Source organism: Streptomyces sp. NBC_00443, from assembly GCF_036014175.1.
GTDB lineage: Bacteria > Actinomycetota > Actinomycetes > Streptomycetales > Streptomycetaceae > Streptomyces.
In genome coordinates, this window is the sequence record NZ_CP107917.1 from 5,261,429 (window position 1) to 5,277,460 (window position 16,032).

Below are 16,032 nucleotides of genomic sequence, written 5' to 3' on the forward strand. Positions count from 1 at the left end.
GCTCCATAGGCATTGAGCCAGAATGATGGCGTAGGGCAGCCGAGCGGGAGGATCCACACGTGGGACAGGCGCGGCCGTCGATGCAGGAGCTGATCGGCCGGCGCAGTCGTGCCGGATTCGTGGGCCGCAGCGCCGAACGCGCGGCCTTCCGGGGCAACTTGGACGTCTCGCCGGAGGACGAGCGGCACCGGTTCCTCTTCCACGTGCACGGAAACGCGGGTGTCGGCAAGTCCTTCCTGCTGCGCGAACTGGAGCAAGTCGCCCGGGAACGCGGTGCCCTGACCGCGTTCATGGACGAGAACGCGGGAAGCGTGCCGGAGTCGCTGGAGGCGATGAGCCGGCAGTTCGCCGCGCAGGGACGGCGGTTGAAGGACCTGGACCGGCTGCTCGCCGCGCATCGGGAGCGCAGGCACGAGGCGGAGCTGGCGGCGATCACCGCGCCGCCGCCCGAGCCGCCAGGACCCTCCGTGGGCAGCATGGCGGTGGCGCGGGCCGGGCTGGTGGGACTGGGCATGGTGCCCGGTGTCGGCGCCTTCGCCGGGGCGGTCGACGCCGCACAACTCGCCCAGGGCGCGGACCGGTTGCGGTCCGGTCTCGGTGCCCGCTTCCGCACCCACGAGGACGCCCGGCTCGTACTCGCCCCCGAGAGCGTGCTCACTCCGGTGCTGCTGGAGGAGCTCTCCCAGGCCGCCTCAGCCGTGCCGTGGATCGTCCTGTTCTTCGACACCTACGAGCGCACCGGCCGGTTCCTCGACGCGTGGCTGCACGCCGTGATGACCTCGGACCTGTACGGCCCGCTCCCGGCCACGGTCGTCGTGGTGACGGCAGGCCAACTCCCCTTCGACGCCACCCGCTGGGGCGGCTTCGGCGACTTCATGACCGACGTGCCGCTCCTGCCGTTCACCGAGGCGGAGACGCGCGACCTGCTCGCGGGCAGGGGAGTGGTGGCCGAGCCCGTGGTGGGGGAGGTGCTGCGCCTGACCGGTGGCCTGCCGGTGCTCGTGTCGACCCTCGCGGAGAGCCGCCCCACCGATCCGGCCGAGGTGCGGGACCCCAGCGCCACGGCCGTCGAGTGGTTCCTGAAGCGGGCGGAGGACGCGGTCCAGCGGTCGGTCGCGCTGGCGTGCGCGCTGCCCCGGCGGCTGGACGCGGATGTGTTCCGGGCGGTCGTGGGCGACTCCGACGCGGAACTGGCGGAACTGGAAGGGCTGTACGCGTGGTTGCGGGGCCTGCCGTTCGTCAGCGAGCGGGGCGGCCGGGTCCGGTACCACGACGTCGTACGGGCGCCGATGCTGCGGTTGCAGCGACGGGAGGCGCCCCGGACCTGGGCGGCCCGGCAGCAGGCGCTCGCCGCCGTGTTCCGGGAATGGCGGACCGAGGCGGAAGCCGGACGGGACGCCGAGGAGCTGTGGACGGACGAGGCGTGGCGGGAGCTTCGGCTGGCGGAGCTGTACCACTTGCTGTGCGCCGGTGAGCGGGCGGCGCTGACGAGCGTCCTCGGGGATGTCGTCGACGCCTGCGAGCAGGGTGAGTCCGTCGCCGAGCGGTGGGCTCGGGTTCTGGTGGAGGCCGGGTCGGACGCCGAGACCCGGGCGGTGTCCCAGTGGGGCCGGCGGCTCGCGACGGCCCTCGGCAGCGGCGGAACGCCCGCGGCCCTCGAACTGGTACTGCGTGCGACGGGCTTCGAGCGGACGCCGGTGCCGGTGCCGGTGCCCATGGGGGCGGCCGCGACGGTCGGCACGGGGTACGGCGCGGCGGCGGCGGCCGGCACCGGGCTGGGTGCGGGGGCGGCCGGGTGGGGTGCTGTGGGAGTTGCGGGGTGGGGTGGCGCGGGGGCTGCCGGGCAGGGCGCGGCGGGAGCGGCCGCCGCGGCTTCTTCGCGGGAGGAGGCCGCAGGGTCCGGTACCGGGGGCGCCGCAAGCGACCGGCCGGCCAGGAGGCCCGGCACCGCGCCCGGTACGGCGACGACCCGGCCGGGCACGTCGGCCGGCGCCCAGTCACGTGAGACGCAACAGCCCGCATCGCAGGACCAGCACGCCGAGCCGTCGCGGGTCGAGCCGCAGGATCAGCAAGCCGAGCCGCAGGGTGAGCGCACTGAGGGGCCGCAGGCCGTATCGCAGGATCAGCGTGCCCAGCCGACGTGGGCCGAGCCGCAGGATCAGCACGCCCAGCTGTCGTGGGCCATGCCGCAGACCACGACCTCGCCCGGCACCCCCTGGCAGGACGCGTCGGCCGATGCCGGCTGGCGGGTCGCGCTGGACCCCGCCGTGGCGGCCCGCGCCTACCGGGCCCGCGCCATCGCCCATGACCTCGCCGGCGACCGCCGCGCGGCCGTCGCCCTCCTGAACCAGGCCCTCGAACTGGCCCCCGACGACCCCCGCAGCCTCGCCCTGCGCGGCGAGTACCACCGCGTCCTGGGGCGCCACGACGAGGCGATCAGCGACTTGGACCGGGCCCTCGAACTGAGCCCCGCCGACGCCTTCGCCCTGGCCTCCCGCGGTGCTACCCGGCTAAGTCGCGAAGGTCTCGACGAGGCGCTCGCCGACCTTGACGAGGCCGTTCGGCTGAAGCCGGACTACTCCTGGGCCCTGATGCGCCGGGCCCGGGTGCACAGAGCCCTCGCCGACCACGTACGACAACTGGCCGACCTCGACCGGGCCGTGGCGGTGGACCCCGACTGGGCCTGGGCCCGCTGCGAGCGCGGTGACGCCCTACGCGCCGCCGGCCGCGACGAGGACGCCCTCGCCGACTACGACCACGCGCTCGCCCGGGAACCCGGCTACAACTCCGCCCGTGCGAGCCGAGGCGCCTCGCTGGCCAACCTGGGCCGCCACGAGGAGGCCCTCGCCGATCTGGACCGGGTGCTGACAGCCAACCCGTCGTACACCTGGGCCGCGGATCAGCGGGCCGCCGTGCTCCGTCACCTGGCGGCCGAACCGGCTACTGCCGCACGCAGCGCAGGAACAGATGAGGTTCGTGCCCGGCATCGGGATGGTCAGGCGTGAACAGTACGGTCTCCGCGGACAGCACCGTCAGTCCCGCCGCGGCGACCATGTCGGTGAAGTCCTCGGCCGCGTAGCTGGTCGCCCGCACCTTCTGCCCCATGAAGACGACTTCGACGTCCTCCACGTCCGCCGGCACGGTCGCCAGCACCATGCAGCCTCCCGCCCTCAGCGCCCGTGCCAGCCGCCGCACGAGAGTCTCCTGCGCGGTACGGGACATCTGCAGCAGGGAGAAGTACACGCAGACCGCGTCGAACGCACCGTCCTGGAGCGGGACTTGGTGGATGTCGGCGTGCTGAAAGGCGGCGTCGGGCACCTGCCGGGTGGCGAGGTCCACCATGACGGGAGACGCGTCGATCCCCAACACGCCATGGCCCGCCGCGGCGAGCGTCTCGGCCGTGGGACGCCCGGTCCCGCTACCGACGTCCAGCACCCGGCTGCCCGGTTCGAGCCGCCCGGCCAGCCACGCCAGCGACGCCCGGTGCGTCTCCGAGCCCGCGAACGCCCTCTCGTAAGCGAGCCCCAGCGCGTCGAAGACGGCGGCGGCACGCTGTGCCTGAGACTCGTCGGTCACGGCATCGTGCTCATGCCGTCGATGAACTCCGCCCAGGAACTCGCTTCGAATGCGAGCCGTGCGCCGTCCTTGTTCTTTGAGTCGCGGACGTGGACGCCGACGGGGGCGTGGGCGGGGGATATGGCGACCTCGACGCACTCGGGCCCATCGTTGCTGCTGTAGCTGCTCTTGAACCATTCCAGGGCGCGGGTCATGTCTCGTCTCCCAGGGCTTTCTCGATGAAGGCCCGTGACTCTCGGGGCGTCAGGGCCTGCGACCGGATCATTCCATAGCGCATTTCCAGGATCTGAACGTCCCGGGGATCACTGATCAGGCGGCTGTGCAACTGCGCCTCGGAGTGCCCCAGTGCCTTTCCGTCCCGGAGTTTCAACAACTGAAGCGAGCCACCCATGCCCGCGTGATCCTCACAGTCCGTGGGCATGATCTGAATCGCGACGTGCCTCAACGCGCTGATCTCCAACAGGTGTTCGAGCTGCTGTCGTAGCACCATTCTGCCTCCGATGGGCCGCCGCAGCGTCAGCTCTTCCTGGACAAAGGTGATCTCCGGCCTGGGCGTACGCTCGAATACGGCCTTCCTGGCCATGCGTGCGGCGACGAGACGGTCGACCTCCTCCTCCGTGTACGCGGGACGTCGCATCTCGTACAACGCCTGCGCGTACTCAGGGGTCTGAAGCAGCCCGTGGACGTGGAGGGCGGCGTATGCCCCCAACTCGACCGCCTCGTCCTCCAGCTTGGCCAGATCCCGAACCTTCTTCGGGTACCGGGCCCGCTCCACGTCCTCCCTCATCGCCGAGAGCTTCCCGCCCGCCCCCAGCACCTCATCGGCCTTCTCCAGGAAGTCCGGCTTGGGGATCCGCCGCCCCCGCTCCACCGACGAGACCATCTCCTCGCCGTACCCGATGGCGGCGCCCAGTTCGGCCTGGGTCATCCCGGCGGCCTCGCGCCACATCCTGATCTGCCGTCCGACCGTCCTGAGAACGGCCTCGGCCTCCTCGTCCTCCACGTCTTCCCCTCCCGACGTACGAGCCGTACGACCCCGTCGGCCATCCGTACAGTCACGCTCCGTACGTAGGCCATTGCTGTTCAGCGTAGGAGTCGGTTCGCCACGCTGGGTGACATGAGCCAGAAATCCCTCCCGCAAGTCACCTGTCCCACGCACCACTTCACGGTTCAGCTGTCCGCGACTCGAAGGGGTGCGCGACTCGCGCGCCTGCTCACCGAGCGCCAACTGGACGACTGGGGCATGCCGTTCGAGGGTGCGGTGCACGTCGTAGCCGAGCTGGCTTCGAACGCCGTACTCCACGGCCGGGTCCTGGGGCGGGACTTCCGGCTCAGGCTGAAGCTGCACACCGACGGCACTCTCCGTATCGAGGTGACCGACGCCCGGGGTGACCGGATCCCGCAGGTCCGGGACGCGGTGGGTGGCGAGAGGGAGTCGGGGCGAGGGCTGTTGATCGTGGCGGCGTACGCGGACCGTTGGGGCGTGGATGAGGCTCCGGCCAACTGCAAGACCGTGTGGGCTGAAGTGACACCGGATCGCGGAGGGGCGTGACCCGGCGGCTCCCGACGCAAAGACCAAAGAACCGGGGTAAGAACCGAACCCACCCCCACCGCCCCCGTCGATCACCCGCAGGGGTGAACATCGCCAACTCGGCTGGCGCGCGGGGGCTTTGGAGGTGCAGCGTCACCCAGAGACAACCGCACACATGAATCGGCCCCCGCCGGGACTGGCATCCCAATGCGAGGGCCTAACACCGAGGAAGAAACAGCTTCCCCAATGACTGAACAGCAGCCTAGCGCGCCCACGCGCGCCGAGTCCGGCCATTCCGCCGGAGGCGTCGAGCACGTCAACGAACCCCACCACGACCAGTTCGTCGTGGTCGGAAACGACCTCGCCCAGCACCCCGAGCTGTCCCTGACGGCGATCGGGCTGGCGGTCCACATCCAGTCGCTGCCCGCCCGGACCCCGGTCGGGATCAAGACGCTGGCCGCGAAGTTCCCCGAGGGGGAGATCCGTGTCGCCGCCGCCCTGCGGGAGCTGGAGGCACACGGATACCTGGCGCGCACCAAGGAGCGTCTTCATTCGGGGCGAGTCGTGACCCGGACGATCTCGTACAACAGGCCGGGCGTCGCCGCGGCCCGAGCCGCAATGAGGCCCGCCGCACCCCGCCCGGCTCCGCCGTCCCCCGGCTCGAAGGCGTCGGCCTCCGCACCCAGTGCCGCTCCCGATGCCGCCCGCGATGTCCTCGCGGGACTGCGCGCCCACGACCCCCGCCTGCTGCTGGCCGAACGTGACGTACACCGCCTGGCCCCAGCAGTCTCCGCCTGGCTGGACAGAGGCGTCCCGCCCGCCGCCGTACGGCGGACCCTGACGAACGGCCTGCCCAAGGACCCCATCCTGAACCCGGCGGCCTTCCTCGCGCACCGCCTCCAAGCGCTGCTGCCACCACCGCTCCCCGCTCCGGCACGCCCCCCGACCCCTGTCCGCCCGGACCCACTCCAGACCTGCGAGGGATGCGACCGGGCGTTCCGTTCACCGTGCCCGGGCCGCTGCCGGGACTGCCGTCCGGTGGGTGTGGCGGCGTAGAGAGTCGGACGTCAGCCCTGTACGGGTCATAACTGATCACTCCGGACCACTCCGGTCCACCTCGGGCACATTCCGCATACCGATCCGCCCCCTGAACCGACCGTCCCCGGTCGATTACAGTGTCGAGCCGTCGTACATACGGACGCTGTCACGGGGAGGTCTAGGTGGGTGCGATAGCCGGCGCCGTCTGGGGCCGCACCGAGCAGCAGGACTTCCGCAGCCGGGTGCGCGGCACGCTGCTCGGCGTGGCCGTCGGGGATGCCCTCGGGGCGCCGGTCGACGGGCTGGGGCTGGACGAGATCCGGGAGCAGTACGGCGCCGAGGGGCTCCTCGATCTGGGGTTCGGGTACGGGCGGCGCGGGGCCGTGACGCATCTCACGCAGCTCACGCTGTTCAGTGTGGACGGGCTGATAAGGGCGCAGGTCCGGCGGGACACCGGGGCCTGGCATCCGCCGACCGATCTGCACCGGGCGTATCTGCGGTGGGCCGCCACGCAACACGACTGGGGCCCGGACGAGCGCCGCAAGGACGACGGCTGGCTGGCGCGCGAGGAGTGGTTGTACGCCCGCCGCGACCCCAGCCGTGCGCTCCTGATCGGCCTCGGTGACGAGGCCATGGGCACCCTGGAGTCGCCCAAGAACGCCACCGAGCTCGGGCCCGAGGCCACCGCCCGCTCCGCGCCCTTCGGGCTGCTCGTCGGCTGGGAGCCGCAACTCGTCGTCCAGCTCGCCGTGGAGTGCGCGGCGCAGACCCACGGCCACCCCGTCGCCTACCTGTCGGCGGGCGCGTACGCGGTGATCGTGCACGCGCTCGCCTCCGGGGAGAGCCTCGACGGGGCCGTGCAGCGGGCGCTCGCGCTGTTGGCCGTGAGGCCCGGGCACGAGCCCGTGTCGGACGCGCTGCAGCACGCGCTGGGTGCCGTACGGCAGGGCATGCCCACCCCGGCGCGGGTGGAGGAACTCGCGGCCGACGGCTCGGCGGACGGGCTGCTCGCGGCCGCCGTGTACTGCGCCCTGGTCGGCGAGGACGTCCGCCACGGCCTCTGCCTCGCCGTCAACCACGACGGCCCCTCCGCCGCCGCGGCCGCCCTCACCGGCGGTCTCCTCGGCGCCCTCCACGGCGAAACGGCCCTCCCCCCGGCCTGGCTCGCCGAACTGGAGGGCCGCCCCACCATCCTCGAACTCGCCGACGACTTCGCCATGGAAATGACCCAGGGCCCAGCACTGCACAGCCCGGCGGGAGCGTCGCCGGGGTGGCTGGCGAGGTATCCGCGCGCCTGAGCGCAAGCGGGAGGAACCAGAGGCAGCCCCCACGGCGTACGCCCACAGGGCCGCTCCCACTCCGCTCCCACCCGCCCGCCTCTGGCCCGCCCACCCCGGCTCGTGCCCGGGGCCCATGCCCGGCCCATCTCCGGCCCGTGCCCGGCCCGTTCCTGACCATCTCCGGCCCGTGCCCGGGGCACGCCCCCAGCCCGATCCCTAGCATCTCCGGCCCGCCCCCGACTCGACTCCGGCAACGGCTCGACCCCTCCGGTCACCCCGACCGCCAGGGCAACGACAAGGGCGGCCCCCGCCGTGCGAGTGGCCGCCCTGTCCCAACCGTCCCCCGTCCTCAGTCCTTCGCGCGGACCACGTCCTCCCTCGCGTCCGCGTCCGCCTGCGCCGGCACCGCCGCCGCAGCGCCCCCGTCCCCGTCCGTGTTGATCCGCTCGACGACCGCCATCCGCTCCGGGGTGTCCTCCGGCTTGATGAAGCCGATGAGGATGTACAGGACCAGGGACACCGCCAGTGGGATGGAGACCTGGTACTGCAGCGGCACCCCGCCCTCGATCTGCCAGCTGATCGGGTAGTTGACCAGCCAGAAGGCGAGCAGGCCCATCGACCAGCTGGTGAGCGCGGCTGTGGGGCCGGAGCGGCGGAACTGGCGCAGCAGGCCCAGCATCATCGGGATGGCGATCGGGCCCATGAGACCGGCGACCCACTTGATCACGACGGTGATGATGTCCTTGAAGGTGGGGGAGTTGACCTGGGTCGCCACCGCCATCGACAGGCCGAGGAAGACGACCGTGGTCACCCGGGCCGCGATCAGACCGGACCGCTCGCCCCACGCCCGCGCCTGCTTCGACAGCACCGGCGCCACGTCCCGGGTGAACACGGCCGCGATCGCGTTGGCGTCGGAGGAGCACATGGCCATGGTGTGCGAGAAGAAGCCGACGATCACGAGGCCCAACAGGCCGTGCGGGAGCAGCTGTTCCGTCATCAGGCCGTACGAGTCCGAACCGTCCGCCTTCTGCGACTCGACCAGCAGCGGCGACATCCACATCGGGAAGAACAGGACCACCGGCCAGACCAGCCACAGGATCGCCGACAGGCGCGCCGAGCGCTCGGCCTCCCGCGGGGTGGCCGTGGCCATGTACCGCTGGGCCTGGTTGAGCATGCCGCCGTTGTACTCGAAGAGCTTGATGAAGAGGAACGCCAGCAGGAAGACGGTCCCGTACGGTCCGACCAGCGGCTCACCGTGGCCCTGGAGCTCCGGCCGGTCCCAGGCTTCGAGGAAGCCGATGCCCTTGTCGTTCAGTTCCATGATGACGGCCACGAACATCGCGACACCGGCCAGCAACTGGATGATGAACTGGCCGAGTTCCGTGAGCGCGTCGGCCCACAACCCGCCGATGGTGCAGTAGATCGCCGTGATGCAACCGGTGATGAGGATGCCCTGGTTCAGCGACACACCCGTGAACACCGACAACAGGGTCGCGATCGCGGCCCACTTCGCGCCCACGTCCACGATCTTCAGCAGCATGCCGGACCAGGCCAGCGCCTGCTGGGTCTTGAGGTCGTAGCGGTTCTTCAGGTACTCCAGCGGAGACGCCACATGCAGCCGCGACCGCAGCCGGTTGATCCGCGGCGCGAACAGCTTCGACCCGATGGCGATGCCCAGCGCGATGGGGAAGGACCAGGTGACGAAGGACGTGACGCCGTAGGTGTAGGCGATGCCCGCGTACCCGGTGAACATCACCGCGCTGTATCCGGACATGTGATGCGAGATCCCGGACAGCCACCACGGCATCTTCCCGCCCGCGGTGAAGAAGTCGCTGACGTTGTCCACCCGCTTGTGCGACCAGACTCCGATCGCCACCATCACGCCGAAATAGCCGATGAGCACGGCCCAGTCGAGACCGTTCATGTGCGCCCTCCCAGGGTTCAGCCCGGCGCTCATCGTGGGCGCTGTCGCGTGGACACGACAAGCTGGCGTCGGGTCAAGGGGAGGTAAAATCATTCGGCATGCTGGTCTTGGTTCATCTATGTGAACTCATCGCATCAGCTCCCCTGCGTTGACCAGCAGTGACTGTCCGGTGATCGCCCGCGCCCTGTCCGAGGCCAGGAACGCCGCCGCGTCCGCCACGTCCCCGTCCGTGGCGAGGTCGGGCAGCGCCATCCGCTCGGTCAGCCGCCCCAGCACCTCCGACTCCCCGACGCCCTCCGTGTGCGCGGTGAACTGCACGAAGGCCTGGACCGGCGGTCCCCACATCCAGCCCGGCAGCACGGTGTTCACTCGTATCCGGTGCGGGCCCAACTCCCGTGCCAGCGAGTACATCGCGCTCGTCAGCGCCCCCTTCGAGGCCGCGTACGCCGCCTGGCGCACCTGCGAGGGGGCGGCGACCGCGGACTGCGTCCCGATGAACACCACCGACCCGCCGCACTCCTTCAGCGCCGGCAGACAGGCCCGCGTCATCCGCAGCGAGCCCAGCAGATTGACGTCGATGACCGACTGCCAGGTGGCGAAGTCGGCGTCCTCCAGCCCGCCGAAGTAGGAGTCCCAGGCCGCCACATGAATCACCCCGTCGATCCCGCCGAACCGCTCCCGCCCCAGCGCGGCCAGCGCCTCGCACTGCCGCTCGTCGGTGATGTCGGTGGCCAGGTACGCCGTGTGCGCTCCGTCGGGATCGATCTCGCCGACGCTCTTCGCCAGGTTCGCCTCGGTGCGCGCCCCGAGCACGGCGTTCCCGCCGTCCCGTACGACCGCTGCGGCGACCTGGTGGCCCAGCCCGGCGCCGACTCCCGAGACGACGACGGTCTTGCCGTTGAGCAGTGACATCAAGGCCTCCAGGCTCTGGCGGATTATCTGACGGAGCGTCAGAGTATGGGCGTCCGAGGGAGGACGGAAGCCACCGGAAGGAAGGGAACGCCATGAGCGAGGACACCCACAGCGAGACGTACGCCGAACTGGCCGCCGTCGGCCCGTACGGAGTTCACCCGGGCCACGCCCTGATCACCATGGTCGAACCGCACCGGGGCCACGAGTACGCCTACAACCGCTGGTACGAGGACGACCACTACTACGCCGGCGCGATGGCCATGCCCTGGATGTACGCGGGCCGCCGCTGGGTCGCGCCGAGGGACCTTCAACTCCTGCGCTATCCCGAGAAGTCGGCGATCGCCCAGCCGGTCACTGCCGGCTGCTACATCTCCACGTACTGGATCACCGCGGGCCGCTACGCCGACCACATGCGCTGGACCGTCGGCATCAACAAGCGCCTCAACCGCGACGCCCGCGTCTACCAGGACCGTACCCACGTCTTCACGGCGTTCCAGGACCACGAGGCCACGGTGTACCGCGACGGCGCGGCGGGCCCCCGCGACTTCCACGCCCTGGACCACCCCTACGCGGGCCTGGTGGTGCAGGTCATCGACGCCGACTCCCCGGAGCAGCGCACCGAACTGCTGGAGTGGCTGCGTTCCCGCCACCTTGCCAAGCGCCTGGCGGACTCCCCGGCGGCGATGGTGACGATCTTCCGGCCCACGCCTCTCCCGCTCGACCGCATGTCGTACGTCAAGCAGGTCGAGGGCGTCGACACCCGCCTGACCCTGCTGTGGTTCCTGGAGGCGGACCCGAGGGAGTGCTGGGAAGCCCACTTCACGGGCCTGGACGCGGTGGTGGAGGAGGCGGGGCTGGGGCGCGTGGAACTCGTCGCGCCCTTCATCCCCACAGTGCCCGGCACCGACCGGTACGTGGCCGACCTGCGCTGATCAACGCAGGCCGGTCAGCGCGCGCCGGTCAGCGCAGCTCCTCCGGACACGTCGTCCCGCGCGAGAACGCGTACGGCGCCGCGAGCCGGTACTCGCCCGCCCGCGGAGCGAGCAGCATCGTCCACTTGTCGCCGAGCGCGTCCTCCTCCGTCTCCATCAGACAGCCGTTGACGTTGGCGTACGACTTCGGCGAGCCCTCGGGACGGCTCTTGGACGCCTCCGTCTCCTTCGGCGGGTCGAGCTTCTTGCCGTCGGCGTCGACGAGGCTCAGCCACGGCGAGTAGGGGATGCGGATGAGGACGGGCCCCGGCTTGCTCACCCGCATCGTCATCTCGCCCTGCTCGGCCCGCTCGACGACGGTGTTCGGCTCGGCGAGCGGCGCCGGGGCGGTCACCTCGAACAGCTGCCAGTTGGCGTCGCCCCACACCTGCTTCAGATACGGCATGCCGCGCTGCACCAGCTCCCGCTCACGCTCCGCCCCCGAGGCGTCCGGCTCGTCCTTGGGCAGCACCACGTAGTGCACGGCCCAGCGCTTGAGCCACTCGCGGTAGTTCGCGGAGTTGAGGGTGTCGTCGTAGAAGAGCGGGTTGCGCTCCATGTCGGCCTGGCGGTTCCAGCCCCGGGCCAGGTTCACATACGGCGCCAGTGCCGACGCCTCCCGATGCGAGCGGGCCGGCACGACCTCCACCCGGCCCTTCTCGGCGCCGACCTCCTGGAGCTCGTTGACCAACGGCGCCAGCTCGCGCGCCCAGGACGCGGCGGGGGCGGCGTGGATGATGTCGTCGACCGTCTTGTAGCCGATCCACCCGGCGAAGGTGAGCAGGGCCAGCACGGCCGTGTACCACTTGCGTGAGCGCGGCACCGTGTAGGGCAGCACGGCCACCAGGGCCGTCCCCGCGAACAGCATCGCCAGGCGCGTGATGTTGGAGCCGATCTGCGAGCTGACCACCCAGACCAGCACGACCGCGAGGCCGTAGACCGCGGACACCAGCCGGACCGTCTTCCACTCCTCGGGCACGACGAAGAAGGTGACGACGGCGAGCAGCAGCGGCAACAGCACCGAGCCGATCACCATCGGCTGGGTGCCCGAGAACGGGAACAGCCACGCCGACACCGCGACGACGGCCGCCGGCGCCAGCCCCAGCGCCCAGGCGCCCGGCCGCCGCTTCTGGAGGAACAGCGCCACCGCCACGAAGCCCACGAACAGCCCCGCGACCGGTGACGCCATGGTCGCGAGCGCGGCCAGCGGCGCCGCGGCCAGCGCCTTCGCCCAGCGCTTGTAGCGCCAGCGGTGCGGCCAGCAGAACACGACGGCGACCGCGCCCAGCGCGAACATCGTGCCGAGCCCGAACGTCACCCGCCCGGAGATCGCGTTGGCGATCAGCCCGAGGACCCCGGCGAACGCGGCCCACAGCGGGTTGCGCACCGACCGGCTGCGCAGCAGGACCAGCGTCAGCAGGCCCGCGGAGATCGTCCCCGCGATCATCATCGTCGTACGGACACCGAGGACCGACATCAGATACGGCGACACCACGCTGTACGACACCGGGTGCATCCCGCCGTACCAGGCGAGGTTGTACGCCGAGTCCGGATGCCGGCCGACGAACTCGGCCCACGCGTCCTGGGCCGCGAGGTCGCCCCCGCTGCTTGCGAACGTGAAGACCCAGATGATGTGAAGGAGCCCGGCCAGGGTCGTGATCGACAGCACCGGGTGGCGCAGCAGGCGCTCACGCAGGGTGAGGAAGGCGGCGGTCAGCCGCGAGGGCGGTCTGTCCTCCGTGCGGCTCGGTGCATCTCCCGAGCGTGGCGCGGGCACGCGTATTCGCGGACCGGCTCCCGGTCCCGGATCGGCGTCGTCGGCGCGTGTCGGCTCCGCAGTGGCCACGTGTGAGGCACTCCCCGTACTGTCCCGTCTTCTGTTCTGGCCGCGTCCCGTTTCCCGCGTGTTGTCGGCCTTGTCCCCGAAGGTTCCCCGACTGCGCCTTGTGGGCGACGACCTGCCCGATTCGTGACGCTAGCACGCAGCCCGCCGACAGACGCTGTCGGCGGGCTGCGTCAGGGTGCCGTGGTGTCGCCCCCGGGTCAGGTGATGCGGGTCAACTTGTCCGTGAAGCCCGGTTCGGTGAGCTCCGACTGGAGGGCGACCGGAATCTTGACCGCGCCGCTGCTGCCGTCACCCACGGTGAGCGTGCCCACCTTGGTGCCGGCCGTCGCGGTGTGCGGTACGGCGTCGGAGGCGAAGGTCAGCTTCACCTCCAGGCCGGACCAGCCGACCGCCGTGACGTCCTTGGTGGCGACGACCGGGGTGCGGCCGCCGAGACCGTCGTCGACGTACCCGACGACGTCGCCCTTCTTCAGGATCGTCGCCGACTGCAGCGTGTCCTGCGCGGCGCGGATGAGCTGGTCGCCCGAGTCGAGAGCGGCGGCGAGGATGCCGCTGCCCGCGTCCGGCTGGCGTACCACGGCGCCGACGATGGTCCGGGTCTCGCCGCCGATCTCCTTCTTCGCGGCGAACACGAGGTTGCCGAGGGCGGAGGTGGTGGTGCCGGTCTTGATGCCGACGACGTCGTTCTTGCCGACCAACTGGTTCCAGTTGCCGTGGTTCACGCCCTTGTAGTCGTCGTACGACATCATCGCGGCGACCTCGCGGAAGGCGGGGTACTTCATCGCCGCCTTGGCCAGCTTCACCTGGTCCACGGCCGTGCTCACGGTGGTGTTGTTGAGCCCGGACGGGTCGGTGTACGTCGTGTTCGTCATGCCGAGGTCCTCGGCGGCGGCGTTCATCTTCTCGACGAACCCCTTCTCCGAACCGGCGTCCCAACGGGCCAGCAGACGGGCCACGTTGTTCGCGGATGCGATCAGGATGCTTTCCAGGGCCTCGCGCTGGGTGATCTGGTCGCCGTTGGTCACGTTGACGGTCGACTCCTGGCCGGCGTCGGACTGGTCCTCGGCGGCCTGGTCGATCTTGATCTTCGGGCCCTCGTCACCGCTTTCGAGCGGGTGCTCGCGCAGGATGAGGTACGCCGTCATGACCTTGGCGACGCTGGCGATGGGGACGGGCTTCTGCTCACCGGAGGAGCCGAAGCTGCCGATGCCGTCGACGTCCAGCGCGGCCTGGCCCTCTGTGGGCCAGGGGATGTCGACCTTGCTGCCGTCGAAGGTGTAGCTGTCCTTCGCGGTGAGGTCGAGGGTGGGGGCCGGGAGCGGGCGCACGTTCTGCACGACCGCGAAGACGATCGCGAGCAGCAGGACCAGCGGGGTCCAGATCTTGACCCGCCGGATCGCTGTGCGGACCGGAGTGTCCGGGGGCGGCGGCGTGTTCGTGAGTTCGGCGAGCAGGTCGAGCGGGGGCCTGGGGGGCAGGGGTTGCTGGGTGGTGCGCTCGGGGCCGATCTGGGGGATGGCGGCGGTGGCGTCCGCTGCGGGGCCTTCGGCGTTTCCGGGGTCGGGGGCGCGCTCGGGGTCGGGGTCTTGGGGGCGTCCGGCTTGATGTCGGGCTTGAGTGCGACGAACTTGCTGGTGCGCTCGGCGGGGGTCTCCGGTGCGGGGGCCTTCAGCGTGGTGGTGGGCTGGTCCACCGGGGGCTGCTTGGCGGGGCGCACGGTCTTGAAGACGGCGGTGGGTTGGTCGACGGCCTTGCCCTTGGCCTCGGCTTCGCCTTCGGCCTTCGTGTTCCCACCCGCACCACCCGTGCGGCTCTCGTCGTCGGCTGCGGGTGGCCCCTGAGGGGCGTCCTCGCCGTCGGCGGCTGCGGGTGCGTCAGGAGTGCTGCCCTCGGCGGCTTCGGGGGAGTCCTCCGAGTCGGCGTCAGCGGCGTCGGCAGCCTCGGCGGGCTCACCCGAGCCGTCTTCGGCGCCCTTGTCCTCGCCCTCGGCCTCGTCGTCGTCCGAGGTGGCCACCCAAGCCGCCACAGCCGCCCTCAGCCGAGCGTCGCCCTCGGCGGGCGAGCCGTCGGCGTCTGTCGCGTCGGCGCCATCGGAGACGTCCTCCGCGTCGTTCCCCTCCGCGGCGCCGTCGCTCACCGCACCCTCGCCGGTCGAGGACTCGGCCTCCGCCTCCGCGTTCTCGACCGCAGACCCCGCTTCGCGGGCGTCGTCGGCCGCAGCGCCCCCGCTCTCGGTGCTGTCGGCCGCGGCGTCCGTGCCCTCGGCGTCGTCAGCCGTAGCGTCCGTGCCCTCGGCGCTGCCCGCCGTAGCGTCTTCGCTCACGGCGTCGTCGTCGGCCACCGTGTCCGCGCCCTCGGCGTCGTCGGCCGTAGCGTCCGCGCTCTCGGTGCTGTCCGCGGCAGCGTCTCCGCCGTCGGCGTCGTCGGCCGTGGCGTCCGTGCCCTCGGTGCTGTCTGCGGCAGCGTCTCCGCCGTCGGCGTCGTCAGCCGTAGCGTCCGCGCTCTCGGTGCTGTCCGCCGCAGCGTCCCCGCCCCCGGCGTCCTCGGCGGTGCCCCCCGGCTCCTCCAGCCGTGCCCGTACCGCGTCCAGGTCCTCTCGTGACAGGACCCTCGTCGCCGTGTCGACGCCGCCGCGCGGCGCCGTGGCTTCGCGGGCCACTGCGAGGCGGGGGTCGCGTCGTTCGCCGGCGTCCTGCCGGGTGGGACTCTCGGGTTCGGGAACCGGGGCCGTGCTCCCCGACGTCGGTTCTTCCGACGACTCGCGCTGCTTCGACCTGTCGGGGGACTCGCCCGCCACCGATGCCTCCTCCATGTGCCGCCGCACGGCCTCCGTGCGGCGTCCGAACAGTGAGCCGTCACTCGGACACCGTGCCCGTACGACCCCCCGTGCCGCTGTCCGAACCATGTACCAGTGTCCTGTGCGCGGCACTCCACTCACCCGGTAGACGAGAACG

11 protein-coding genes and 1 pseudogene are annotated in these 16,032 nt (G+C 71.4%); 5 read left to right on the forward strand and 7 right to left on the reverse strand.

All coding sequences use genetic code 11. The features are described 5' to 3' along the window. Positions 1 to 80: 80 nt before the first annotated feature. Positions 81 to 3,005 carry a tetratricopeptide repeat protein gene (locus OHO27_RS23910; protein WP_443059713.1) on the forward strand — a complete coding sequence of 975 codons (2,925 nt, stop codon included), beginning with the start codon at positions 81 to 83 and terminating at the stop codon, positions 3,003 to 3,005. Here OHO27_RS23910 and OHO27_RS23915 read toward each other — a convergent pair. From OHO27_RS23915 to OHO27_RS23925, 3 genes are read right to left on the reverse strand one after another with little or no spacing between them, the layout of a single operon-like run. Continuing rightward, a complete protein-coding gene (locus OHO27_RS23915; RefSeq protein ID WP_328427029.1) occupies positions 2,941 to 3,576 on the reverse strand; it encodes a class I SAM-dependent methyltransferase in 636 nt (211 codons plus the stop codon). The two genes, OHO27_RS23910 and OHO27_RS23915, sit on opposite strands and share 65 nt — an antisense overlap. Next, positions 3,573 to 3,770, reverse strand: coding sequence for a DUF397 domain-containing protein (locus OHO27_RS23920; protein ID WP_328427030.1), 198 nt, complete (start codon positions 3,768 to 3,770; stop codon positions 3,573 to 3,575). The genes OHO27_RS23915 and OHO27_RS23920 overlap by 4 nt, the downstream gene beginning before the upstream one ends. Further along, the gene (locus OHO27_RS23925; RefSeq protein ID WP_328427031.1) at positions 3,767 to 4,579 is read right to left on the reverse strand and encodes a helix-turn-helix domain-containing protein; all 813 of its coding nucleotides are present in this window, start codon (positions 4,577 to 4,579) and stop codon (positions 3,767 to 3,769) included. Before OHO27_RS23925 ends, OHO27_RS23920 begins: the two co-directional genes overlap by 4 nt. Positions 4,580 to 4,693: 114 nt before the next feature. Between OHO27_RS23925 and OHO27_RS23930 the strand changes: the two genes are divergently transcribed. The 3 genes from OHO27_RS23930 to OHO27_RS23940 all read left to right on the forward strand — a co-directional run bounded on the left by OHO27_RS23930 (position 4,694) and on the right by OHO27_RS23940 (position 7,443). Then, positions 4,694 to 5,128: an ATP-binding protein gene (locus tag OHO27_RS23930; RefSeq protein ID WP_328427032.1), complete on the forward strand. Its 435-nt coding sequence runs from the start codon at positions 4,694 to 4,696 to the stop codon at positions 5,126 to 5,128. Positions 5,129 to 5,353: 225 nt separating this feature from the next. Continuing rightward, a complete protein-coding gene (locus OHO27_RS23935) occupies positions 5,354 to 6,163 on the forward strand; it encodes a helix-turn-helix domain-containing protein (RefSeq protein WP_328427033.1) in 810 nt (269 codons plus the stop codon). 164 nt (positions 6,164 to 6,327) lie between these two features. Next, a complete protein-coding gene (locus OHO27_RS23940; RefSeq protein ID WP_328427034.1) occupies positions 6,328 to 7,443 on the forward strand; it encodes an ADP-ribosylglycohydrolase family protein in 1,116 nt (371 codons plus the stop codon). Positions 7,444 to 7,774: 331 nt separating this feature from the next. Here the strand turns inward: OHO27_RS23940 and OHO27_RS23945 are convergent, their stop codons facing one another. Continuing rightward, a complete protein-coding gene (locus OHO27_RS23945) occupies positions 7,775 to 9,349 on the reverse strand; it encodes a sodium:solute symporter family protein (RefSeq protein ID WP_328427035.1) in 1,575 nt (524 codons plus the stop codon). A 126-nt stretch (positions 9,350 to 9,475) separates the two neighbouring features. Then, positions 9,476 to 10,261 carry an SDR family oxidoreductase gene (locus OHO27_RS23950; RefSeq protein ID WP_328427036.1) on the reverse strand — a complete coding sequence of 262 codons (786 nt, stop codon included), beginning with the start codon at positions 10,259 to 10,261 and terminating at the stop codon, positions 9,476 to 9,478. Between the two features lie 92 nt (positions 10,262 to 10,353). On the opposite strand from OHO27_RS23950, the gene OHO27_RS23955 reads away from it, so the two are divergent. Then, positions 10,354 to 11,193 carry a hypothetical protein gene (locus OHO27_RS23955; protein ID WP_328427037.1) on the forward strand — a complete coding sequence of 280 codons (840 nt, stop codon included), beginning with the start codon at positions 10,354 to 10,356 and terminating at the stop codon, positions 11,191 to 11,193. A gap of 28 nt (positions 11,194 to 11,221) precedes the next feature. On the opposite strand, the gene OHO27_RS23960 is transcribed toward OHO27_RS23955, so the two are convergent. Together OHO27_RS23960 and OHO27_RS23965 are read right to left on the reverse strand one after the other, a co-directional pair. Further along, the gene (locus OHO27_RS23960) at positions 11,222 to 13,078 is read right to left on the reverse strand and encodes an MFS transporter (protein WP_328427038.1); all 1,857 of its coding nucleotides are present in this window, start codon (positions 13,076 to 13,078) and stop codon (positions 11,222 to 11,224) included. 197 nt (positions 13,079 to 13,275) lie between these two features. Beyond that, a pseudogene (locus tag OHO27_RS23965) lies at positions 13,276 to 15,890 on the reverse strand (D-alanyl-D-alanine carboxypeptidase). Positions 15,891 to 16,032: the final 142 nt, after the last annotated feature.